The sequence below is a fragment of the Flavobacterium sp. KKT103 genome, from assembly GCF_055640565.1.
This window is the reverse complement of the sequence record NZ_CM145766.1, coordinates 2,491,798-2,512,367: the sequence shown is the minus strand read 5'-3', so window position 1 is coordinate 2,512,367 and position 20,570 is coordinate 2,491,798. Positions and strand designations below refer to the sequence as shown.

Here is a 20,570-nt window from a genome sequence, read left to right as displayed (position 1 = left end):
AGCTTTCAACGGGTTTCCAACTAAAATAAAATTTCTTGTGAAACGTAAACATGAATTAGCCTCAAAATTTGCTATCTCAAAGATATTATAAGAAATATGAATATTTTCCATCAACATCAGCAATAAAATATGAACCGTCAGACAGGAATTTAAGCCTAAAAACGTTTAATTTAGTTTCATTTAATTTTTCTTTTAAATTTGATGGAACTTCTCCTAAAAACTTATATCCTTTTGCATAAACTGCAACAAGTCCAGTATTGGTCAAATGAGCCGCCCATATTTCTCCATAAATTTTTTCTCCTAATTTCAACCACTCCATTAATTTTTGACTTGATGCAGTATATTTATCTTTACTTATCATAATCCAGTCGCCATTATCATTAAATGTAATAGAGTGTATCACTTCACCTTCATTATTCCATTTCCCAATTTTATTGTCTAATGAAGTTGTTAAACCATATGAACTAATTCCATTATTTCCCCAAAGTATCAGCCAACTTCCTTTTTCAGTCAAGACTATATCATCAATTAATTTGTTACCACTATTTAATTGCGATAATTTATCAGTTAAAGAAATAGGAGAGCCTGCAGATGCCCAAGCATTTTTCCCTTTTAATGCAATGTCACCACCAGTCAAGGTCATAGCAACATTTTTACACTGACCCCATTCTCTAATCTTGTCTTTTAGAAATTTTCGTCCTTGTCCAAACGTTGTTAATGATGTAGTTAATACAAAAATTAGAAAAATTTTTTTCATTGTCGTATTTTTTTAAATTTATTTATAACTCCTTGAAGTCATCAAGTCTCTAATACGTTTCCCCACCAAAAACAAAAATCCACAACAAGATAAGAGCATCTGCTTCTATTGTTATGGATTAATTTGTTTTTTTTGTGGTTGTCAAATATAAGATTTATTTGATTAAAGCCTAAATTAGTTGTTTCTTTTTCAAAGATAATTCCTTACAGCAGGATTGCCTTACGGTTTCCCGTAATGGTAGTCTTTTTTTTGGTCAAGGGAAATTATTGCATCTTGATGAACTACTAATTGTCATTGGAATTTTGGGTCTCGCGTGAGGGACGGAAACGGAAAGCCCACAGTGACGCTTTTAGGGCGGAGCGAAAGCAGTTGTAAAAACTGTCCACTACGAGAACAATGCTGCGGTAAAGTCACAAAATACAAAAAGATAGATGACAGCATCCATAAAGAGCATTACGACCGAATGCACCAAAAGCTCAATCAAAACCCAGCATACACCATAAAGATGGTCAGAGTGCGCAGCAAAACCGTAGACCCTGTCATAGGAACACTAATCAACTTTACCAACATGAAGCGCGTCAATACCCGAGGAATAAAAAATGCAAACAAACACGTTTTAATGGCATCATTGACCTATAATTTGAAGAAATACTTACGCTTTGTTGTCAAAAAACCAACACTTGAACTCCAGAGAATGAAACTAAAAGTAAGCAAAGCAGCAATCTTATGTAAAACCTATTTATATGAACCAATAACAAGGTTTTTAGACTGTCTTATTTTTATAAATAATTATAAAACCAAAAAAAATAACCTTCTTTAAATCGCTTTAAAAAAGGTTGTTTTCTTATGATTGCTGTGGGAACTCATTTTTTGTAGCCGTTGTGCAACGGCTACGGCTGTTAGCTGTAGGTTTTTTATTTTCTGTTTATTTTCATTGCAAGTTGAAAGATGAGTTTGTCAAATTCAACAGAAGAAGCTTCTATTTTTGAAATCTTCTCAAGGCGCAATATTGCTATTCCATCTTTGGTAGCTTGATTTGTCTTTGGATTAGCATTTCTAGGTGTATCGGTAAATAATTCCCAGATATCAGAAATTTTTTGTTTAATTTTAATTGAAGTTTCGTCTTTAACCTCAATTAAATTACTTTCTTCAGCAATAGTTAAAATTGAATTTATTTTTGTTCTTAAAGTTTTAAAACAAGAATTTGTTATTGGTGTTTCAAAGTCAGGACTTTCAATTAGTTTATCTATTTTACCAATAAATTCAGTTTGAAATTCCTTGAGGTAATTTATTAAAAGTTCTTTTTCAGTTTTCTCTAAATCATTTTGTTTGGCTAAATTTTTTGTTATGTAAATTGCCAAAAAAATATTGATAAGTATTGAGAAAATTTCTAAAGGGTTAATTTCAAAACTAACATCGCTTTCGATGTGTAATATTGAATATTTTTTGATAATAATGTTTAGACAAACCCCTATTAATATACCTGTAATAACAGATAATATTAATTTATAATTTTTCAGCATCTTTTATATATTGTATAATATCTTCAATTAAATAATCTTCTTCTTCTGAAATAAATTGTAGTTTTTCTAACACTATTTTTTTTCCATAAGTTCTTGTTAAACCTCCAAATACTTCTTCCAACCAAGAAGTACCATATCCAATTGTTCCATCAAGATTGACAATTAAATGATTTTCTGAATCAATTATTTCCTTAAATACAGGTTCTAAAAAACATTCTCTAAATTCTTCACCTGAATGTGCTTTTTTACCTTCGTCCTTATATCTAGAGCCTGGGGTAATTGAAAAGTCTTTTATGTAAATTATTCGATTATCCATTTTGTATTTATATTATTATAATTCAGTTCCCAAGAAACAAATGTACCACTAAATTCAGAGTTAAGTTTATAGTATTGATTATCTGATACATTTGCAAATATGTTATTGCTTACTATTTGTAAATTACTAATTTGATTTCTTCCTAACACTTCTTTTATTCCAGGTAAACCTTTACCTCTAAAATGTTGCCCCGTTACTGTTAAATGCATTTGACCATCAAGTAATAATTTAAATATTTCATCATTTCCTCCGTGAATAAGATTATTTTTAATTTTTTCCATCCAACCAAACCATTTGTTCGTTGATGGCTTATTTTTCAAACTTTCAAAAATACCGATGCCATAATCAATAAATATGAATGACACTTTCTTGTTAATTTTATCGTGATTTACAGAAAGCCACCAATGCTTTTCGCCTTTCTTATTTACGTCAGCGTGATTGTTAGTGTTTTGCATTAATTCTAGTAATGTTCTTTGGAGTCCTTTGCAAGTTCTATTCTCTCCCCAAATAGTTCTTGTAGCTTCTTGCATTACAACCAATCCTAATTCAGAATTAACTTCTTTATTTGCTCGCGTAAATATTTGATTCTCCTTTCCTATGGCATATTCAATTTTATCTCCAATAGGTTTATGTAAATATTCAAAAAAATCCGAGTTTATTAATAATTGGGCTAAACCTCTATTTTTTGGAAAATTACCGTTAAACTTTATATTTCTTGCTTTAAATGAAAACATTACAGATACGAGGATTGTAATTGCAGAATAATCAATGTATGTAATGTCTTTTATATTAATGAAAACATTTTGCTTGTTTAGATATAATTTTTCAAGTTTATTTATGAATTTTATTGCTTCTTCTGGTTTCTCTATAAAAGAAAAATATTTTGGTGCAGTAACTTTACTATAATTACTAATAATTCTTTCTTCTTCTAATTGAAGCTTATTTTTATTCAATTCGCTAATTCTTTTTTTTCTCTTTTTATTTTTAAAGAGTAGATTTCTGCGAAGTCTATTATCTGCTCTTTTTTTATTTTGTTTCTTAAAAAGTTGTGTTGTATATATTTTTTTCAATTTATTATTTTGGTTGTTGAATTCTTCTTATTTTTTTTTGAACTTACCGCTAACTTGCAAATTACATCAACAAGCCTAGCATTTTCTTCATCTCCCCACCAAAAACAAAAATCCACAACAAGATAAAAGCTTATGCTCCTATTGTTATGGATTAATTTGTTTTTTGTGGTTGTCAAATATAAGATTTATTTGATTAAAGCCTAAATTAGTTGTTTCTTTTTCAAAGATAATTACCTACAATAGGATTGCCTTACGGTTTCCCGTAATAGTCGCCTTTTTTTGGTCAATAGAATGTATTGCGTCTTGATGATCTACTACTCGTGATTGGAATTTTGGGCCTCGCGTGAGGGACGGAAACGGAAAGCCCACAGTGACGCTTTTAGGGCGGAGCGAGGACTTGCAGTGGACTGCCCGACCGTAGCTCAAGCGGAGGGCACGCCCAAAGAACGATTTGGAGGATGCTTCGGCTTTGGATTCCTGCCCTACTTACCCTTTAATTCTATAAAATTTTATAAAAATATTAATACGGCAACGTTCTAAAAAAATGTACTTTGGCACAATAAATAAATACTTTTGAACGCTTTTTACCGATACATATGGACAAAATAAAAATACTTTGGGTTGATGATGAAATTGATTACCTAAAACCGCACATTATTTTTCTGGAGAAAAAAAATTATAGTGTAACGACTTGCAATAACGGGCGCGATGCCGTGGACTTATTTGAGAATGAAAACTTTGATGTGGTATTCTTAGATGAGAATATGCCGGGTATGAGCGGACTGGAAACGCTGCAGGAAATGAAGGAGAAAAAGAGTGCGATTCCTATGATTATGATCACCAAAAGTGAGGAAGAGTACATTATGGAGGAAGCGATTGGTTCTAAAATTGCCGATTACTTGATTAAGCCCGTGAATCCAAACCAGATTTTGTTGAGCTTGAAAAAGAACTTGGATCACTCGCGACTGATTTCGGAAAAAACAACGCTCGACTACCAAAAGGAGTTCCGTAAAATTGCCATGGAAATGGGTATGGTGAACAGCTACGAGGACTGGGTGGAATTGTACAAGAAATTGATTTTTTGGGAATTGCAGCTGGAGAATATCACCGATCAAGCGATGATCGAGATCTTGGAATCGCAAAAAGTAGAAGCCAACTCACAGTTCGGGAAATTCATTGAACGCAATTATGAGGACTGGTTTGAGCCTAAGGCCGATAAACCGGTGCTTTCGCATAACTTATTCAAAGAATTAGTTTTGCCTGAAATAAAGAAAAATGACAAACCTATTTTGTTTGTCGTGATTGATAACCTGCGTTACGACCAATGGAAAGTTTTTGAAAGTGTTGTAAATGATTATTACAAACTAGAGCGAGAGTTATCCTATTACTCTATCCTACCAACGGCGACACAGTATGCTAGAAATGCGATTTTCTCGGGTTTATTGCCTGTGGAGATGGAAAAGCAGTTTCCGCAATATTGGAAAAATGATCCTGAGGAAGGTGGTAAAAACTTGTATGAAGCCGAATTTTTGACGGCACAACTGAAGCGTTTGGGTCTGAACCTGAAGGAAGATTACTTTAAGATTACCAATATGGAATCCGGTAAAAAGCTGGCCGAAAACTTTAAGGGTTTAAAAGGCAATGATTTGGTTACGATCGTGTACAACTTTGTTGATATGCTTTCGCACGCCAAAACAGAGATGGATGTAGTAAAAGAATTAGCTGCCGATGATAAGGCGTATCGTTCCTTGACGCTCAGCTGGTTTAAGAATTCGCCTTTGTTAGAAATTATTCAGCAAGCCCAAAAACTAGGGTTCAAATTGATTTTAACTACGGATCACGGAACGATCAATGTTAAAAATCCGTCGAAGGTGGTGGGTGATAAAAACACAAGTTTGAACTTGCGTTACAAAACCGGCCGTAGCCTTACCTATGAGTATAAAGATGTGTATGCGGTGAAAGATCCAAAAAAAATAGGGTTGCCTAGTATAAATATGAGTAGTTCTTATATTTTTGCAAAAAATGATTTGTTTTTGGCCTACGTGAACAACTACAATCATTATGTGAGTTATTACAAAAATACCTATCAGCATGGCGGAATTTCGTTAGAAGAAATGATTATTCCGGCTTTGGTATTCAATCCAAAATAGTATCGAACGCTGGTTGCTTGCTATTGTAAGGAACTAGCGTTGTATTAAAATTAATGAAGAAAAATGAGCATGGAAATTATTTATGAATTAGAAGATATCGCATCAGTAGCGGAAATTGTGGTGGCTCAAAATCCTAGAAAAGTGATTCTTTTTTACGGCGAAATGGGTGCTGGAAAAACTACTTTTATCAAACAATTGTGTAAAACATTAGGCGTTACCGAAGCGACTAGTAGCCCAACCTTTTCTTTAGTTAATGAATACCAAACAACTGCAAATGAAATCGTTTACCATTTTGATTTTTATAGATTAAAAGCCGAAACTGAAGCACTCGATATGGGAGTCGATGATTATTTATACTCTGGAAATTGGTGCTTTATCGAATGGGCAGAACAGATTCCGAATTTGATTCCCGAGGAACATTCGGTTATCCGAATCAAGGAGCAAGCCGATGGAAAACGAGTTTTAGAATTAAGTTAAGAAGATGAAAAACACGATTGAAGCGGTACAAATCATTCCGTTTAGTACGGAATTAAAGGACTATATCAAGATTTTAAACGTGGAGTGGTTACAAAAGTATTTTCGTATTGAAGATCGAGACGAAATTGTACTTTCCAATCCGCAAGAAGAAATCATCGATAAAGGCGGTTTGATTTTTTACGCTACGTACAAAGACGAAATAGTAGGAACGGTTTCTTTATTAAAAGTCAGCGACATGGTTTATGAAATTAGTAAAATGGCAGTCACATCTCCTGTTCAGGGTTTAGGAATTGGTAAAATCCTTCTAGAGCATTGCTTTATTGTGGCCAAAGAAATAAATGCGAGTTCCCTTATTTTATATTCTAACAGAAGCCTAAAATCAGCCATTCATTTGTATCACAAGTACGGTTTTGTCGAAATACCTTTAGAAGCTGGCGTTTATGAACGCGCCGACATCAAAATGGAGAAAGTTTTACAGTAGCTCCTTTTTCGTTCTTTTTAAGGAAGTACTCTCACGGTATTTTGATCTTTTTTATGTAATTTTACCTCTTAAATAGCACAATAGCAATGTCAATGTCATTTACACCGTTTACAAAACAGCAACTGATGCCTCAAGAAGAAAAACTAGAGGTAGGAAAACATAGAAGCGAGCTTTTTATTGGTTTACCCAAAGAGACGAGCCATCAAGAACGCCGAATTTGTTTAACGCCTGATGCTGTGAACTCTTTAACCTGTCACGGACACCGCGTGATGATCGAAAGCGGTGCTGGTGAAAGCTCAAGCTATTCGGATAAAGAATACAGTGATGCTGGTGCAGAAGTGACCAAAGACACCAAAAAAGTATTCGGCTGTCCGATGATTCTAAAAGTAGAGCCACCAACGCTCGAAGAAATTGAGATGATGAACAGCCAGTCGATTCTGATTTCGGCTATTCAACTTAAAACCAAACAGAAAAGCTATTTTGAAGCCTTAACCAAGAAAAAAATTACGGCTTTAGCATTTGAATATATAAAAGACGAAGGCGGAACCTATCCTGCTGTAAAATCGTTGAGCGAAATCGCAGGAACAGCCTCGATATTAATCGCTGCCGAATTAATGATTACAACCGAATTTGGAAAAGGATTGCTTTTTGGGAACATTACAGGCGTTCCTCCTACCGAAGTGGTGATTTTAGGTGCGGGAACTGTAGGAGAATTTGCAGCCAAAACCGCAATAGGATTGGGTGCCAATGTAAAAGTATTTGACAACTCAATCACCAAACTTCGAAGATTACAGAATAATTTAAACCAACGCATTTTTACGTCTACCATTCAGCCGAAAACATTGTTAAAGGCGCTGCGACGTTGTGATGTAGCCATTGGCGCCATGCGTGGTAAGGAACGTACACCTGTTGTGGTTACAGAAACCATGGTCGAGCACATGAAAAAAGGTGCCGTAATCGTTGATGTAAGTATTGATACTGGCGGTTGTTTTGAAACTTCGGAAGTGACTTCGCACGAGAAACCAACTTTTATCAAAAGTAACGTTTTGCATTACTGCGTTCCCAATATTCCGTCTCGCTATTCTAAGACTGCCTCGTTGTCGATTAGTAATATCATAACCCCATATTTAATTCAAATTGCTGATGATGGAGGTATCGAAAGTGCGATTCGCTGTGACAAAGGACTTAAATGTGGCGTTTACTTGTACCACGGAATCCTAACTAATAAGGCCATTGGAGACTGGTTTGATTTACCCAATAACGACATCAATTTAATTGTGTTTTAAATAATCTTTCCGCTACCTTTGCAAAAAAAATAGTCATGAAGTTTGTACATCGTTTTGCCTACTACCTAGTGGGTTTAGTTATAGGTTGTTTTTTTGTAGCACTTGTTTTTAGCGGGAAAGATACGCGTTGCAGTTACTTTCCTAATTCACGCGTTTTGAATGACCTTCGCAATAAACCTTTTGAATATTCTAAAAAAGCAACGGCAGTGTTGGCCGAGCCTTGGATAGACCAAACCGATATTAAAAACTCTTTGACATTTGGTGATGTGGATTTTGATAAAAGTGACACCGAATTTGGGAAAAACGCCAAATTATACATTATTGAAGGCAAGACAGCTAAAAATGTAGACATCATTCTAACGGTCGAAAACCGACCAAGCAAAGCTATTCTAGTAGATATTACTCGAAAATAATTTCACTTTATTGCTGAAATCGAAAAACCACTTTTGTTAGTAAAACGAAAGTGGTTTTTTTTATCAATTCGTGGTAGCTTCTACCCCTATTATTAAATCCTCAAATATTATATCGGACTGCTTCACCTTTGACGATTACTTCAAAGATTGATGCTTGGTGCAGTTTTAAAAATAGTACCATTTTAAATTCACCTAATACAAAGACCAATCAATAGGTTTTTTGTTGATGGATTCCAAATACGCATTTGCCTTACTAAAATGCTTATTCCCAAACCATTTTCCTTGATTAGCGCTCAGTGGCGACGGATGTCCTGATTCTAAAACGAAATGCTTGGTTCTATCAATTTTGCTTCCTTTTTTATGTGCAAAAGCGCCCCATAACATAAAAACAATGCCTTCTTTTTGAGTCGAAATTTCTTGAATGACCGCATCGGTGAAGATATTCCATTTTAAATGTTTGTGACTATTCGCTTGGTCTTTTCGAACAGTTAACCCTGCATTTAAAAGTAATACGCCTTGTTTAGCCCATTTTTCTAAATTGCCCGATGTTGGCATAAATAATTGCTCCAAATCATCATTTAGTTCTCTAAAAATGTTTCGTAACGAAGGTGGGATTTTCACACCGTCGTTTACTGAGAATGCTAAACCATTCGCTTCACCCTCGCCATGATAAGGATCTTGCCCTATAATGACCAATTTTAAATCAGCAAGCTGACAATAGTCAAAAGCAGCCAAGATTAAATCCTTAGGCGGAAAGCATTTTGTGTTTTGGTATTCCGCTTTCAATTGAACTTTTAATTCTTGAAAATAGGGTTTTTCCAGTTCCTTAGAAAGTAGTGCTTCCCATTGCGGTGGTAGTTGTAATTGCATTATTTTTTAGGCTTAAGAACACAAAGATACACAGAGATTTTAATCTGGATTTAGAATCATAGATTTTTTCTATTGCGGTGCCAATAAACATTAGTTAAACTTGCTACTAATATATAAAAGAGTCTACACTATTAACTATTTTTGTAGCAAAGAAGCAACTCATCCTAATGATATCTATAACAGAAAAAACTTTACAAGATTTACAATTCCCAACGGTTCTTGAAACGATTTCAAGTATTTGTAATACCGAAATTGGTAAAGAGAAAGCCCTTAATATTACTCCCTTTAAAGACAAAGAAAGTTTGATGCAAGCCTTGATGCAAACATCAGAGTACGTTTCGTCTTTTCAAAATAACAATGCTATTCCGAATCACGGATTTGACGCTATCAACCATGAAATTAAGTTTCTTGCCATTGAGGACAGTTTTCTTGAAGTTGGAAGTTTTAGAAAAATAGCCACTCTGGCCTCTACCGTTAACTTTTTGTTGAATTTCTTGCGCAAATTTGATGATTATTATCCCAATATCAATGCTCGTGCCGCTCGAGTAGAATTGACCAAAGATATCGTTCACATGATTGATGATGTGGTCGATAAATATGGCGAAATAAAGGATAACGCTTCTCCAGTGCTTTTGGACACGAGACGCAGTATGAATAGCGTTCGAGGTAAGGTGAATCAAAGTTTTGGTGTCGCTATGTCACATTACAATGGCTTAGGGTACTTAGATGACATTAAAGAAAGTTTTGTTCAAAACCGCCGTGTACTTGCTGTTTTAGCGATGTACCGCCGTAAAGTAAAGGGAAGTATTTTAGGAAGTTCCAAAACAGGCAGTATCGCTTATGTAGAACCCGAAATGACCTTGCAATACTCAAGAGAATTGAGTAATTTAGAATACGAAGAAAAAGAGGAAATCACGCGCATCTTAAAACAGTTGTCGAATTCTATTCGGCCATATTTACCATTGCTGATTGAATACCAAGAATTCCTCAGTGATATTGATGTCGTTGCGGCTAAAGCCAAATATGCGAACAAAATCAACGGGATCTTACCGACGATCACTGATCAGCGTCGCATGTATTTTAGAGATGCCTACCACCCTATTTTGTTTTTAAACAATAAACAGAAGAACGAAATCACGCATCCGCAAACAATCGAATTAGGACAGGAAAACCGCATTATTGTAATCTCTGGACCCAATGCCGGTGGTAAAACCATCTCGTTGAAAACAGTTGGATTACTCCAATTAATGCTACAATCCGGTATGTTGATTCCGGTACACGAACGTTCAGAGACCTTTTTATTTGACAGAATACTTACAGATATTGGTGACAACCAATCTATTGAAAATCATTTAAGTACCTACAGTTACCGCTTAAAGAACATGAACTACTTCTTGAAGAAATGCAATAGTAAAACTATGTTCTTAATTGATGAATTTGGTACAGGTTCCGATCCCGAATTAGGAGGTGCTTTAGCCGAAATTTTCTTGGAAGAGTTTTACCATCGAGAAGCTTTTGGAATAATCACCACACACTACTCCAACTTAAAGATTTTAGCAAATGAATTGCCTTTTGCGACCAATGCCAATATGATGTTCGATGAGAAATCATTAGAACCGATGTACAAACTAGCATTAGGACAAGCCGGAAGTTCATTTACCTTTGAAGTAGCGCTTAAAAACGGAATTCCGTTTAGTCTTATCAATCGTGCTAAGAAAAAGATTGAAGTGGGGAAAGTTCGTTTTGACAAGACTATTGCTACGCTTCAAAAAGAACGTTCTAAGCTTGAAAAAACATCTCAAACTCTTAAAGAAGAAGAGACGAAAGCACGTGAAGAAGGTAAAAAAATGGAAACCATCAATGTCAAGATAAAGCAAAAGCTAGAAAGTTACCAAGAGCTTTATGATAGTAATCAAAAGACGATTTACATCGGTCAAAAAATCGAAGATATTGCGGAGAAATATTTCAATAATAAAAACAAAAAAGAGCTCCTAGGTGAATTTTTGAAAATTATCGAAATCGAGAATTCGAAACGTAAAAAAGCTACAGCAAAAGAGACCAAGGCAATCGCTATAAAAAAGAAGGAAGTTATCGAAGAAGCAACTCTTGTTGTAGAAGAAATTCGCAAGGAAAAGAAAGAGAAAAAATTAAAGGTCGTAGTTGAAAAACCCAAACCTATTTTAAAAGTCGGTGACCGCGTACGCATGTTTGACGGCCGCGCCGTAGGAACAATTGATGTAATTGAAAAGAATAAAGCAACTGTAAATTATGGTGTATTTACCTCAAAAGTAAGCTTAGAAGCTTTGGAATTTGTAGAGGCGGGTAAGAAGTAGTTAAAGTCATTTCAAGAAACAAATCGACGTTATTAAAATCATTGCGAGGTACGACGCAATCCTATTAAGTTGTTCCGTATTGATGTTTGTGTTACTACTAAGGTATGTTGCTCGTGTTAGTGCGATAGCTTTATTACTCAAAATTATTGTTAGTGTTAATTTGATTATTTCAATGCTTAAAGTTGTTGCTCGTGTTATTGTGATTGCTTCAATGCTCAAATTTGTTGCTTGTGTTAGTGCGATTGCTTCGTTCCTCGCAATGACTCGTGAAACAAAAAAACAAACACAACTAAAGTCATTGCGAGGTACGACGCAATCCTACTTAGTTGCTCAGTATTGGTGCTTGTGGAAATGCGTAATTAAGTTGCTCGTGTTGATGTGATTATTTCAATGCCCAAATGAATTGCTCCTGTTCGTGCGATTGCTTCGTTCCTCGCAATGACTCGCGAAACAAAAAAACAAACAAAACTAAAGTCATTGCGAGGTACGACGTAATCCTACATAGTTGCTCAGAATTCGTGCTTGTGGAAATGCGTAAATATTTTGCTCGTGTTGGTGTGATTATTTCAATGCCCAAATGAATTGCTCGTGTTAGTGCGATTGCTTCGTTCCTCAATATTATTGGTAGTATCCGTCCCATAGCTTTAATACTCTAATTTGTTGCTCGTGTTCGTACGATTGCTTCGTTCCTCGCAATGACCTACGAAGAAAAAAACAAACACAGCTAAAGTCATTGCGAGGTACGACGCAATCCTACTTAGTTGCTTAGTATTGGTGCTTGTGTTACTACTAAATTATGTTGCTCGTGCTAGTGGGATTCCTTCAATGTGCAAATACATTACTCGTGTTAATGCGATTGCTTCAATGTGCAAATACATTACTCGTGTTAGTGCGATTGCTTCGTTCCTCGCAATGACCAGTGAAACAAAGAAACAAACACAACTAAAGTCATTGCGAGGTACGACGCAATCCTATAATGTTGCTCAAAATTCGTGCTTGTGGTAATGCTAAATTATGTTGCTCGTGTTGGTGTGATTATTTCAATGCCCAAATGAATTGCTCCTGTTCGTGCGATTGCTTCAATGCTCAAATGAATTGCTCGTGTTCGTACGATTGCTTCGTTCCTCGCAATGACCTACGAGGAAAAAAACAAACACAGCTAAAGTCATTGCGAGGTACGACGCAATCCTACTTAGTTGCTTAGTATTGGTGCTTGTGTTACTACTAAATTATGTTGCTCGTGCTAGTGGGATTCCTTCAATGTGCAAATACATTACTCGTGTTAATGCGATTGCTTCGTTCCTCGCAATGACCTGCGAAACAAAAAAAATCATAACTTTAGACAATTGTTTCTATAACATAAGACTCAAAGTATGAAGCCAGGATTCATTTACATCATTACAAATAAGTATCAAACGGTAGTTTACACTGGAGTGACTTCAAATCTTTCTCGTAGAATTTTAGAACACAAAGAAAAAAGAAATCCAAATTCGTTCTCTGCTCGATACAGTTTGAATATTCTAGTTTATTATGAGCAGTTTCAATGGATTGGTGATGCTATCGCAAGAGAAAAACAAATTAAAGCCGGTTCAAGAGAGGCTAAAAATAATTTAATACGCTCGATAAACCCTAGTTGGAATGATTTGTATGATGATATTAAAGATATCATGACTGTTTAAAAGTCATTGCGAGGTACGACGCAATCCTATTATATTGCTCAGAATTCTTGCTTGTGTTACTACTAAATTATGTTGCTCGAGTTCGTGCGATTCTTTCATAGCTCAATATTACTGCTCGTGTTAGTGCGATTGCTTCAATACCCAAAATGTATTGCTCGTACTAGTGAGATTGCTTCAAGGATCAATTTTACTGCTCGTGTTAGTGCGATTGCTTCAAGGATCAATTTTACTGCTCGTGTTAGTGGGATTGCTTTAAGGATCAATTTTGCTGCTCGTGTTAGTGCGATTGCTTCGTACCTCGCAATGACTCGTGAAACAAAAAAACAAACACAACTAAAGTCATTGCGAGGCACGACGCAATCCTACTTAGTTGCTTAGTATTGGTGCTTGTGTTACTACTAAATTATGTTGCTCGTGCTAGTGGGATTCCTTCAATGTGCAAATACATTACTCGTGTTAGTGCGATTGCTTCAATGCAAAAAATAATTGCTCGTGTTCGTGTGATTGCTTCGTTCCTCGCAATGACATGCTAAACAAAACAAACAGCACAACTAAAGTCATTGCGAGGTACGACGCAATCCTATTATGTTGCTCAGTATTGGTGCTTGTGCTACTATTTAATTTAGTTGCTCGTGTTAGTGCGATTGCTTCTTTCATCAATATTGTAGCTCGTGTTCGTGCGATTGCTTCGTTCCTCGCAATGATATGGTAAACAAAAAAACAAACACAACTAAAGTTATTGCTAGGTACGACGCAATCCTACTAGGTTGCTCAGTATTGGTTTTGTGGTAATACTTAATTTGGTTGCTTGTGTTAGTGCTAGTGCTTTAAGGCTCAAAGTTATTACTCATGTTAGTCAGATTACCTCATTACCCAAACGAATTGCTCGTGTTGATGCGATTGCTTCGTTCCTCGCAATGACCTGTTAAACTAAAAAATAAACACAATTAAACTCATTGCGGGGTACGACGCAATCCTACTAGGTTGCTCAGCATTACTGCTTGTGCTAAAAGATATTTACTTATTTTTGTTGCTTGTACTTCTGCTATTGCTTCATTGCTCATAATGACAAAGTAACTCTATGAATGACAAACTAAAATGAAATAAAAAGAAGACCAAAACTAAATTAACATGCTAAACCTTCCTCCAAATAAAAAAATAATACTCTTTGATGGTGTTTGTAACTTATGCAATCAAGCCGTACAGTTTATTATTGAAAGAGATAAAAAAGATGTTTTTAGGTTTGTAGCTTTGCAATCCGACTTGGGTGTGGAAATTTGTAACTACATCGGTGTTGATCCTACCAAAATGGATAGTATTATTTTATATGAGCCTGGGAAAGCGTATTATTACAAATCAGAAGCTGCTTTGAGAATAGCTTCAGATTTAGGGTTTATGTATTCCTTAGCAGCTGTTTTCCGAATTTTTCCTGAAACGCTACGTAATACTATCTATGATTACATTGCTAAGAACAGGTACCGTTGGTTTGGAAAGAAAGAAAACTGTATGATTCCTACACCTGATTTAAAAGCCAAATTTCTTGAAAATTAAAGTTATTCGTTTTTTGCCCCTGATTGCAACGGCAGCCACGGTAAAGGAAAGGTGTTTTTTACGGGATTTGTAGAGCGACCAGCGGAAGCTCCTGCAAAGACCTAGTAAAAAAAGCTTTGTGAGCCGCGGGTATAGTGGAAAGCAGGATTGGGCACAACTAAAAATTAAACTGGCTCCAAACACCTTTATTAAAAAATAGACTCATTTTTTGTCAGGATTGTAAAGTATTACCGACTGTTCTTATATAATTTAAAAACAGTAGTCTATGAAAGTTATCAAACTTGCCGCCGCCTTTATAATTTTAGTAACATTTGGTTCTTGTGTAAGTGAGGACATTGTTGATGATGAAATTGTAGAAATTATTAGAATAAACAATTCTTTTTCAAATTTTAATGTTGGTCAAACCCTTCTTCTTGACGCCGCTTTTTTTGATAATCAAGGTGTAAAACAAAATGTGGAATTCAATTTAAGTTCTCAAAACCCTACTATTTTAGCGGTAAACAACAGCACTAAGGAAATAACTGCCGTAGCTAAAGGAGCTACTACTCTACTTGTTTCTACAACTTATGGAGGAAAGACAATTGAAAATTCGGTTGCAATTACAATAAATGAAATAGGAACCGCTCCTACCACGGCTATTGTCAAAATAGGATCTATAGTTAAGACGAGTTCGTATGTATCTGCTGGAGATTTTGAAATCACGGAAATAGTTGGAGGAATACGAATAAAATTTGCTAGTAATTACCGCGCAGACCGGTCTTTGCCTGGCTTTGCAATGTATTTGACAAATAATCCTAATGTAATTACTAATGCTTTAAAAATTGATAGTCAAGGCGATAAAGATGGCGTTGTTTATAGTGGCGCTTTTAGCATTGACGTTATGGGCGTTGGGATTAACGATTTTGGCTATTTAACACATTGGTGTGAGCCATTTAGAATTAAAGTAGGAGTTGCAGAAATTAAAAACAAATAAGACATGACTTATAAAATTATAAAACTATCATTCGTATTACTATTAGTAACTAGCTTATCTCAGGCGCAATGGAATAAAGGAAAGGGGAATGGATATTATAAACTGGCAGCAAGCTCATTAGTGGCCGATGAACATTTTACGAGTTCAAAGGAAAAAGATCCAAATATAACACGCGGAAATTTTGTAGTAAGTGCGTATGCAGAGTTTGGCTTGACTGAAAAAATTGATGCAATTGCTTATGTTCCTTTACTAGCAAGGGTTTACCAAAATAAACAAGTTTCAAGAACTACAGGAAATGTTATTAATGACGGTGAAAGCGTGAATAGTATAGGAGATATTGATTTAGGGATTCGATATGGTGTTTTGAAAAATGATTTCTTAGCTATATCAGCAACAGTAAAATTTGGACTGCCCACAGGTAAAGAATCGGGAGGGAATGACGGAAGTTTACAAACTGGAGATGGTGAATTCAATCAACTTGTTCAATTTGATTTAGGAATACCGTTTAAATTAGGTAATCAAAATGTATATGGGAAAATCTATTCGGGTTTTAACAATAGAACAAAAGGATTTTCAGACGAGTTTCATTTTGGTGGTGAAATAGGTACTAAATTCAACAATACCATCTTTTTAGCAATTAAGTCCGCTAATATTCGTTCGTTTAACAATGGCGATGCTACGGGAACTGGTCAGGGTGTATTTGCAAACAATGTTGAATTCACCAATTTAGCAGGAGAAATAGGGTATTACATTTCTAGCAAATTTGGGGTAACTTTTAATTACACTACTGTACTATCTGGAAAAATTACCTATGCTGCGCCTACCTATAGCGGTGGATTATTTTTAGATATCCAATAAGGTACAAATACCACAATTTTATATTTAAAAAGCTCATTGATTGTTTAGGCAACTTTGAGCTTTTTTCTTTTTTGATAAACTGACTATTATCATATTTTATGATTGCTTATCATAGTATTTTTGGATTATAAAATGTAAGCTATGAAAAAAGGAATACTTGTAAATTGGGATAATGGTTCGATTATAATTGTATTTGTATTTGGTTTGGTTATCGTAGGTCTAGTTACTGCAATACTACTACTTATGAAAAATGACAAAAAAAAGAAATAAAAAAGGATGTCGTGCTATAGCAGCAGACATCCTTTTAGTATAATTTGAGAAAGATAATTATCTAATTAATTTTCTGTATTTCAAACGTTTCGGTGTTAAATCTCCACCAAGGCGTTTTTTCTTGTTTTCTTCGTATTCAGAGAAACCACCTTCAAAATAATACACTTCTGAATCTCCTTCAAAAGCCAAAATATGCGTACAGATTCTGTCCAAGAACCATCTGTCGTGCGAAATCACTACGGCACAACCAGCGAAGTTTTCTAAACCTTCCTCTAATGCACGAAGTGTATTGACATCTAAATCATTGGTAGGCTCATCCAGTAACAATACATTCCCTTCTTCTTTTAAGGTCATTGCTAGGTGCAAACGGTTACGTTCTCCTCCGGAAAGGGCTGAAACTTTTTTGTTTTGCTCTCCACCACCAAAATTAAAACGAGACAAATACGCTCTTGAGTTTACTTGCTTACCGCCCATCATGATTAATTCTTGACCATCAGCAAAGTTTTCCCAAATTGACTTGTTCGGGTCAATGTTAGAGTGGGATTGATCTACGTAGGCAATTTTTACCGTCTCACCCACAGAGAATTCACCACTATCCGTTTCTTGTTCTCCCATTATCATTCTGAAAATAGTTGACTTACCAGCACCATTGGGTCCGATAATTCCAACGATTCCTGCTTGTGGCAAGGTAAAGTTTAAGTTATCGTATAATAATTTGTCTCCAAAAGCTTTGGCAACATTTTTCGCTTCGATAACATTAGTTCCTAAACGTGGTCCGTTAGGAATATAGATTTCTAGATTTTCATCTAATTGTTTTTGGTCTTCGTTCAACAACTTATCGTAGTTCTGTAAACGTGCTTTTTGTTTCGTTTGACGTCCTTTAGCCCCTTGACGAACCCAGTCCAACTCTCTTTCTAAGTTTTTACGACGTTTAGAAGCTACTTTTTCTTCTAAGGCCATACGGCTTGATTTTTGGTCCAACCAAGAAGAATAGTTTCCTTTCCATGGAATCCCCTCTCCTCTATCTAACTCTAAAATCCATCCAGCTACATTATCTAGGAAATACCTATCGTGGGTTACTGCAATTACAGTTCCTGAATATTGTGCTAAATGCTGCTCTAACCACAACACCGATTCTGCATCCAAGTGGTTGGTAGGCTCATCTAAAAGCAATACATCTGGTTGTTGCAACAATAAACGACATAAAGCGACACGACGACGCTCTCCACCAGAAAGATTTTTGATTGGTGTATCACCATCAGGAGTACGTAAGGCATCCATTGCTATCTCCAGTTTGGTGTCGATTTCCCAAGCACCTAACGCATCAATTTTATCTTGCAAAGCCGCTTGACGATCCATTAACTTGTCCATTTTGTCTGGATCAGAATAATTTTCTTCTAAACCAAACAAATCGTTAATGCTATTGTATTCCGCAAGTACTGCCATAGTCTCAGCAGCACCTTCTTGAACAATTTCTAAAACGGTTTTAGAATCATCTAAGATTGGCTCTTGCTCTAAGTAACCAACTGTGTAACCCGGTTGAAAAACAACATCTCCTTGGTAATTTTTATCTACACCAGCAATAATTTTAAGTAGTGAAGATTTACCTGATCCATTCAAACCTAAAATACCAATTTTTGCTCCGTAAAAGAAACTTAAATAAATATTTTTAAGAACCGGTTTATCCGCTCCCGTATAGGTTTTACTCAATTTTTGCATTGAGAAAATTACTTTTTTATCGTCTGACATTATATTTAATTTTAATTTTTATATTCTTTTACAATCTCCCTTTTAGTGAGCTAAAAACCCAAGCATTGGCCAAAAAGCCAACTCCTACAGCTACAAATCCCCAACCTGAAACTTCACTGTATCTAAAAGCTCCTAGACCTATTAATAACAATCCCATTAAGATCATTATAAAGGTAGCCCATCCTAAGACCGTATTTTTATTCATTCCCATGATTGTGGTATATTATTTATGTGTTGCAAATATCGTGATTTAACCGCTAATTAAAAATATGATACAGCATTTCTCGCAATAAATCCGAATTTGACATCGCATTTGCACCGACGCCTTTACTTTTTACATCAATATCTCGTAAGGAAGCTACCACCTGACTTACTTTTCGCATCGGATAATTTTTAAGGGCAAGGTCGTACTCTTTTAAAAAATAAGGATTTACTCCAATCATTGCAGCTACGTTTTTTGGGTTTTTATCCTTTAAACCGTGGTATTTTAATAATTGTACAAAGAAACCAAAAACCAAACTGGTCGTTACCACCATAGGATTGTCTTTGGGATTATTTGCGAAATTCTCAGCGATTGTATACGCTTTGAGTTGATTGCGTTCCCCTATCGCTTTACGCAATTCAAAAACATTAAAATCTTTACTAAAACCTATATTCTCCTCAATGTCTTTGGCAGAAATAGTGGCGCCTTTCGGTAATATGATTTGGAGTTTTTCAAGTTCATTATTGATTTTGCTTAAATCCGTACCTAGGAATTCAACTAACATCGCTGAAGCTTTGGGCTCAATAGCATACTTTTTACCAGATAAAACTCTTTTTATCCACTCACCCACTTGATTCTCGTATAGTTTTTTACTCTCGAAAACTAGTCCATTTTTAGCTAGTACCTTAGTTACTTTTTTACGTTTATCTAATGTTTTGTATTTGTAACAGATTACCAGAACAGTTGTAGGCATCGGATTGTCAGCATACGATTCCAACTTTTCGATGGTTCGACTTAATTCTTGCGCTTCTTTTACAATAATGACTTGTCTTTCGGCCATCATAGGATATCGTTTTGCTGATGAAACAATATCTTCGACTGTTACGTCTCTCCCGTACAAAACGGTTTGATTAAAACCTTTTTCCTCTTCAGACAGGACATTTTGCTCAATATAATCGGATAATTTATCAATATAGTACGGTTCTTCACCCATTAAAAAATAAATGGGTTTAATATTTCCGTTCTTAATATCGTTTACAATTTTGATTACTTCGTCCATTTATATCGTGTTTCAAGTTTAAAGTTGGAGGTTTCAGACTAAAGGTTCTGAAAAATTCAACTAAATACCTATTTTTGCGCTATGCAAAAGCTTAATTTTCCTTCTTATAGTTTCCGATTCAAAAATAGTGAAAATAAAGTGTCTATTTTTGATGAAATCAGGAAAAAATTCATCGTTCTTACACCAGAAGAATGGGTCAGACAACATGTAGTTTGCTTTTTAATGGACGAGAAAAAGTATCCGAAATCGTTGATAAACGTAGAAAAGGTATTGAAAGTAAACGGATTAAGTAAGCGTTATGATGCTGTAGTTTTTAATCCTGATGGTAGTATTAAAGTATTGGTAGAATGTAAAGCTCCCGAAGTAAAAATTACACAAGCCACTTTTGACCAAATTGCACGCTACAATATGACCCTTAAAGCGCAGTTTTTAATGGTAACTAATGGATTGAATCATTATTTTTGCCAAATGGACTTTGAAAATGAAGCATACGTTTTTTTGCCACAACTTCCCGATTATCAACTTTAGAATTGATTATAAATAATTTGTACA

The 20,570-nt window shown here is 35.3% G+C and carries 21 protein-coding genes and 1 pseudogene; 13 read left to right on the top strand and 9 right to left on the bottom strand.

Annotation, left to right across the window (positions count from 1 at the left end; all coding sequences use genetic code 11):
* Positions 1 to 85: 85 nt before the first annotated feature.
* The gene (locus ACZ2G0_RS10730) at positions 86 to 757 is read right to left on the bottom strand and encodes a hypothetical protein (protein WP_470307639.1); all 672 of its coding nucleotides are present in this window, start codon (positions 755 to 757) and stop codon (positions 86 to 88) included.
* A gap of 358 nt (positions 758 to 1,115) precedes the next feature.
* Between ACZ2G0_RS10730 and ACZ2G0_RS10725 the strand changes: the two are divergent.
* Positions 1,116 to 1,577 (top strand): annotated as a pseudogene (locus ACZ2G0_RS10725) (transposase); the annotation flags it as partial.
* A 94-nt stretch (positions 1,578 to 1,671) separates the two neighbouring features.
* Here the strand turns inward: ACZ2G0_RS10725 and ACZ2G0_RS10720 are convergent.
* Genes ACZ2G0_RS10720 through ACZ2G0_RS10710 form a run of 3 tightly spaced genes read right to left on the bottom strand, consistent with a single transcriptional unit; the run spans position 1,672 to position 3,666 of the window.
* Positions 1,672 to 2,280: a hypothetical protein gene (locus ACZ2G0_RS10720; RefSeq protein WP_470307638.1), complete on the bottom strand. Its 609-nt coding sequence runs from the start codon at positions 2,278 to 2,280 to the stop codon at positions 1,672 to 1,674.
* The gene (locus ACZ2G0_RS10715) at positions 2,264 to 2,596 is read right to left on the bottom strand and encodes an STAS-like domain-containing protein (protein WP_470307637.1); all 333 of its coding nucleotides are present in this window, start codon (positions 2,594 to 2,596) and stop codon (positions 2,264 to 2,266) included. Before ACZ2G0_RS10715 ends, ACZ2G0_RS10720 begins: the two co-directional genes overlap by 17 nt.
* Positions 2,581 to 3,666 carry a hypothetical protein gene (locus ACZ2G0_RS10710; protein WP_470307636.1) on the bottom strand — a complete coding sequence of 362 codons (1,086 nt, stop codon included), beginning with the start codon at positions 3,664 to 3,666 and terminating at the stop codon, positions 2,581 to 2,583. Before ACZ2G0_RS10710 ends, ACZ2G0_RS10715 begins: the two co-directional genes overlap by 16 nt.
* Before the next feature lie 596 nt (positions 3,667 to 4,262).
* On the opposite strand from ACZ2G0_RS10710, the gene porX reads away from it, so the two are divergent.
* The 5 genes from porX to ACZ2G0_RS10685 all read left to right on the top strand — a co-directional run bounded on the left by porX (position 4,263) and on the right by ACZ2G0_RS10685 (position 8,473).
* On the top strand, positions 4,263 to 5,816 hold the full coding sequence (porX, locus tag ACZ2G0_RS10705; RefSeq protein ID WP_300287744.1) for a T9SS response regulator signal transducer PorX: 1,554 nt from the start codon (positions 4,263 to 4,265) through the stop codon (positions 5,814 to 5,816).
* A 69-nt stretch (positions 5,817 to 5,885) separates the two neighbouring features.
* Positions 5,886 to 6,293 (top strand): tRNA (adenosine(37)-N6)-threonylcarbamoyltransferase complex ATPase subunit type 1 TsaE, encoded by a 408-nt coding sequence (gene tsaE / locus ACZ2G0_RS10700; protein WP_470309842.1) that lies wholly within the window; start codon positions 5,886 to 5,888, stop codon positions 6,291 to 6,293.
* A 4-nt stretch (positions 6,294 to 6,297) separates the two neighbouring features.
* Positions 6,298 to 6,774 carry a GNAT family N-acetyltransferase gene (locus tag ACZ2G0_RS10695; protein ID WP_470307635.1) on the top strand — a complete coding sequence of 159 codons (477 nt, stop codon included), beginning with the start codon at positions 6,298 to 6,300 and terminating at the stop codon, positions 6,772 to 6,774.
* Positions 6,775 to 6,860: 86 nt separating this feature from the next.
* A complete protein-coding gene (locus ACZ2G0_RS10690; RefSeq protein ID WP_470307634.1) occupies positions 6,861 to 8,060 on the top strand; it encodes an alanine dehydrogenase in 1,200 nt (399 codons plus the stop codon).
* A 35-nt stretch (positions 8,061 to 8,095) separates the two neighbouring features.
* Positions 8,096 to 8,473 (top strand): DUF4258 domain-containing protein, encoded by a 378-nt coding sequence (locus ACZ2G0_RS10685; RefSeq protein WP_470307633.1) that lies wholly within the window; start codon positions 8,096 to 8,098, stop codon positions 8,471 to 8,473.
* Between the two features lie 192 nt (positions 8,474 to 8,665).
* Here the strand turns inward: ACZ2G0_RS10685 and ung are convergent, their stop codons facing one another.
* The gene (gene ung / locus ACZ2G0_RS10680; RefSeq protein WP_470307632.1) at positions 8,666 to 9,343 is read right to left on the bottom strand and encodes a uracil-DNA glycosylase; all 678 of its coding nucleotides are present in this window, start codon (positions 9,341 to 9,343) and stop codon (positions 8,666 to 8,668) included.
* A 167-nt stretch (positions 9,344 to 9,510) separates the two neighbouring features.
* Between ung and ACZ2G0_RS10675 the strand changes: the two genes are divergently transcribed.
* Both ACZ2G0_RS10675 and ACZ2G0_RS10670 read left to right on the top strand, forming a co-directional pair.
* The gene (locus ACZ2G0_RS10675) at positions 9,511 to 11,676 is read left to right on the top strand and encodes an endonuclease MutS2 (RefSeq protein ID WP_470307631.1); all 2,166 of its coding nucleotides are present in this window, start codon (positions 9,511 to 9,513) and stop codon (positions 11,674 to 11,676) included.
* Positions 11,677 to 13,049: 1,373 nt separating this feature from the next.
* Positions 13,050 to 13,355, top strand: a complete 306-nt coding sequence (locus ACZ2G0_RS10670) for a GIY-YIG nuclease family protein (RefSeq protein ID WP_470307630.1) — start codon at positions 13,050 to 13,052, stop codon at positions 13,353 to 13,355.
* A 456-nt stretch (positions 13,356 to 13,811) separates the two neighbouring features.
* Here the strand turns inward: ACZ2G0_RS10670 and ACZ2G0_RS10665 are convergent, their stop codons facing one another.
* Entirely contained in the window at positions 13,812 to 14,012 is a 201-nt protein-coding gene (locus ACZ2G0_RS10665) for a hypothetical protein (protein WP_470307629.1), read from the bottom strand.
* A 474-nt stretch (positions 14,013 to 14,486) separates the two neighbouring features.
* On the opposite strand from ACZ2G0_RS10665, the gene ACZ2G0_RS10660 reads away from it, so the two are divergent.
* The 4 genes from ACZ2G0_RS10660 (at position 14,487) to ACZ2G0_RS10645 (ending at position 17,007) form a co-directional block, all read left to right on the top strand.
* Positions 14,487 to 14,906, top strand: a complete 420-nt coding sequence (locus ACZ2G0_RS10660; RefSeq protein WP_470307628.1) for a thiol-disulfide oxidoreductase DCC family protein — start codon at positions 14,487 to 14,489, stop codon at positions 14,904 to 14,906.
* Between the two features lie 265 nt (positions 14,907 to 15,171).
* On the top strand, positions 15,172 to 15,879 hold the full coding sequence (locus ACZ2G0_RS10655) for a hypothetical protein (RefSeq protein WP_470307627.1): 708 nt from the start codon (positions 15,172 to 15,174) through the stop codon (positions 15,877 to 15,879).
* A 3-nt stretch (positions 15,880 to 15,882) separates the two neighbouring features.
* Positions 15,883 to 16,737, top strand: a complete 855-nt coding sequence (locus ACZ2G0_RS10650; protein WP_470307626.1) for a hypothetical protein — start codon at positions 15,883 to 15,885, stop codon at positions 16,735 to 16,737.
* Positions 16,738 to 16,878: 141 nt separating this feature from the next.
* Positions 16,879 to 17,007, top strand: a complete 129-nt coding sequence (locus tag ACZ2G0_RS10645; RefSeq protein ID WP_470307625.1) for a hypothetical protein — start codon at positions 16,879 to 16,881, stop codon at positions 17,005 to 17,007.
* 57 nt (positions 17,008 to 17,064) lie between these two features.
* Here the strand turns inward: ACZ2G0_RS10645 and ettA are convergent, their stop codons facing one another.
* The 3 genes from ettA to holA are packed head-to-tail and all read right to left on the bottom strand — an operon-like array spanning position 17,065 to position 20,018.
* Positions 17,065 to 18,756: an energy-dependent translational throttle protein EttA gene (gene ettA, locus ACZ2G0_RS10640; RefSeq protein ID WP_300288719.1), complete on the bottom strand. Its 1,692-nt coding sequence runs from the start codon at positions 18,754 to 18,756 to the stop codon at positions 17,065 to 17,067.
* 28 nt (positions 18,757 to 18,784) lie between these two features.
* Positions 18,785 to 18,961: a CAL67264 family membrane protein gene (locus ACZ2G0_RS10635; protein WP_222616921.1), complete on the bottom strand. Its 177-nt coding sequence runs from the start codon at positions 18,959 to 18,961 to the stop codon at positions 18,785 to 18,787.
* Positions 18,962 to 19,013: 52 nt separating this feature from the next.
* Positions 19,014 to 20,018 carry a DNA polymerase III subunit delta gene (gene holA / locus ACZ2G0_RS10630; RefSeq protein ID WP_470307624.1) on the bottom strand — a complete coding sequence of 335 codons (1,005 nt, stop codon included), beginning with the start codon at positions 20,016 to 20,018 and terminating at the stop codon, positions 19,014 to 19,016.
* An 81-nt stretch (positions 20,019 to 20,099) separates the two neighbouring features.
* Here holA and ACZ2G0_RS10625 point away from each other — a divergent pair, with 81 nt between their 5' ends.
* Positions 20,100 to 20,546, top strand: a complete 447-nt coding sequence (locus tag ACZ2G0_RS10625) for a type I restriction enzyme HsdR N-terminal domain-containing protein (protein ID WP_470307623.1) — start codon at positions 20,100 to 20,102, stop codon at positions 20,544 to 20,546.
* Positions 20,547 to 20,570 lie beyond the last annotated feature (24 nt).

Bases quoted from the DNA above. Each gene is read 5' to 3' on its own strand.
- ACZ2G0_RS10695 (WP_470307635.1), top strand. From the start codon at position 6,298: ATGAAAAACACGATTGAAGCGGTACAAATCATTCCGTTTAGTACGGAA.
- ACZ2G0_RS10730 (WP_470307639.1), bottom strand. From the start codon at position 757: ATGAAAAAAATTTTTCTAATTTTTGTATTAACTACATCATTAACAACG.
- ACZ2G0_RS10670 (WP_470307630.1), top strand. From the start codon at position 13,050: ATGAAGCCAGGATTCATTTACATCATTACAAATAAGTATCAAACGGTA.
- ACZ2G0_RS10635 (WP_222616921.1), bottom strand. From the start codon at position 18,961: ATGAATAAAAATACGGTCTTAGGATGGGCTACCTTTATAATGATCTTA.
- ACZ2G0_RS10650 (WP_470307626.1), top strand. From the start codon at position 15,883: ATGACTTATAAAATTATAAAACTATCATTCGTATTACTATTAGTAACT.
- ACZ2G0_RS10655 (WP_470307627.1), top strand. From the start codon at position 15,172: ATGAAAGTTATCAAACTTGCCGCCGCCTTTATAATTTTAGTAACATTT.
- porX (WP_300287744.1), top strand. From the start codon at position 4,263: ATGGACAAAATAAAAATACTTTGGGTTGATGATGAAATTGATTACCTA.
- ACZ2G0_RS10715 (WP_470307637.1), bottom strand. From the start codon at position 2,596: ATGGATAATCGAATAATTTACATAAAAGACTTTTCAATTACCCCAGGC.
- ACZ2G0_RS10690 (WP_470307634.1), top strand. From the start codon at position 6,861: ATGTCAATGTCATTTACACCGTTTACAAAACAGCAACTGATGCCTCAA.
- ACZ2G0_RS10645 (WP_470307625.1), top strand. From the start codon at position 16,879: ATGAAAAAAGGAATACTTGTAAATTGGGATAATGGTTCGATTATAATT.
- ACZ2G0_RS10625 (WP_470307623.1), top strand. From the start codon at position 20,100: ATGCAAAAGCTTAATTTTCCTTCTTATAGTTTCCGATTCAAAAATAGT.
- ACZ2G0_RS10660 (WP_470307628.1), top strand. From the start codon at position 14,487: ATGCTAAACCTTCCTCCAAATAAAAAAATAATACTCTTTGATGGTGTT.
- ACZ2G0_RS10665 (WP_470307629.1), bottom strand. From the start codon at position 14,012: ATGAAAGAAGCAATCGCACTAACACGAGCAACTAAATTAAATAGTAGC.
- ACZ2G0_RS10675 (WP_470307631.1), top strand. From the start codon at position 9,511: ATGATATCTATAACAGAAAAAACTTTACAAGATTTACAATTCCCAACG.
- ACZ2G0_RS10685 (WP_470307633.1), top strand. From the start codon at position 8,096: ATGAAGTTTGTACATCGTTTTGCCTACTACCTAGTGGGTTTAGTTATA.
- holA (WP_470307624.1), bottom strand. From the start codon at position 20,018: ATGGACGAAGTAATCAAAATTGTAAACGATATTAAGAACGGAAATATT.
- ettA (WP_300288719.1), bottom strand. From the start codon at position 18,756: ATGTCAGACGATAAAAAAGTAATTTTCTCAATGCAAAAATTGAGTAAA.
- tsaE (WP_470309842.1), top strand. From the start codon at position 5,886: ATGGAAATTATTTATGAATTAGAAGATATCGCATCAGTAGCGGAAATT.
- ACZ2G0_RS10720 (WP_470307638.1), bottom strand. From the start codon at position 2,280: ATGCTGAAAAATTATAAATTAATATTATCTGTTATTACAGGTATATTA.
- ung (WP_470307632.1), bottom strand. From the start codon at position 9,343: ATGCAATTACAACTACCACCGCAATGGGAAGCACTACTTTCTAAGGAA.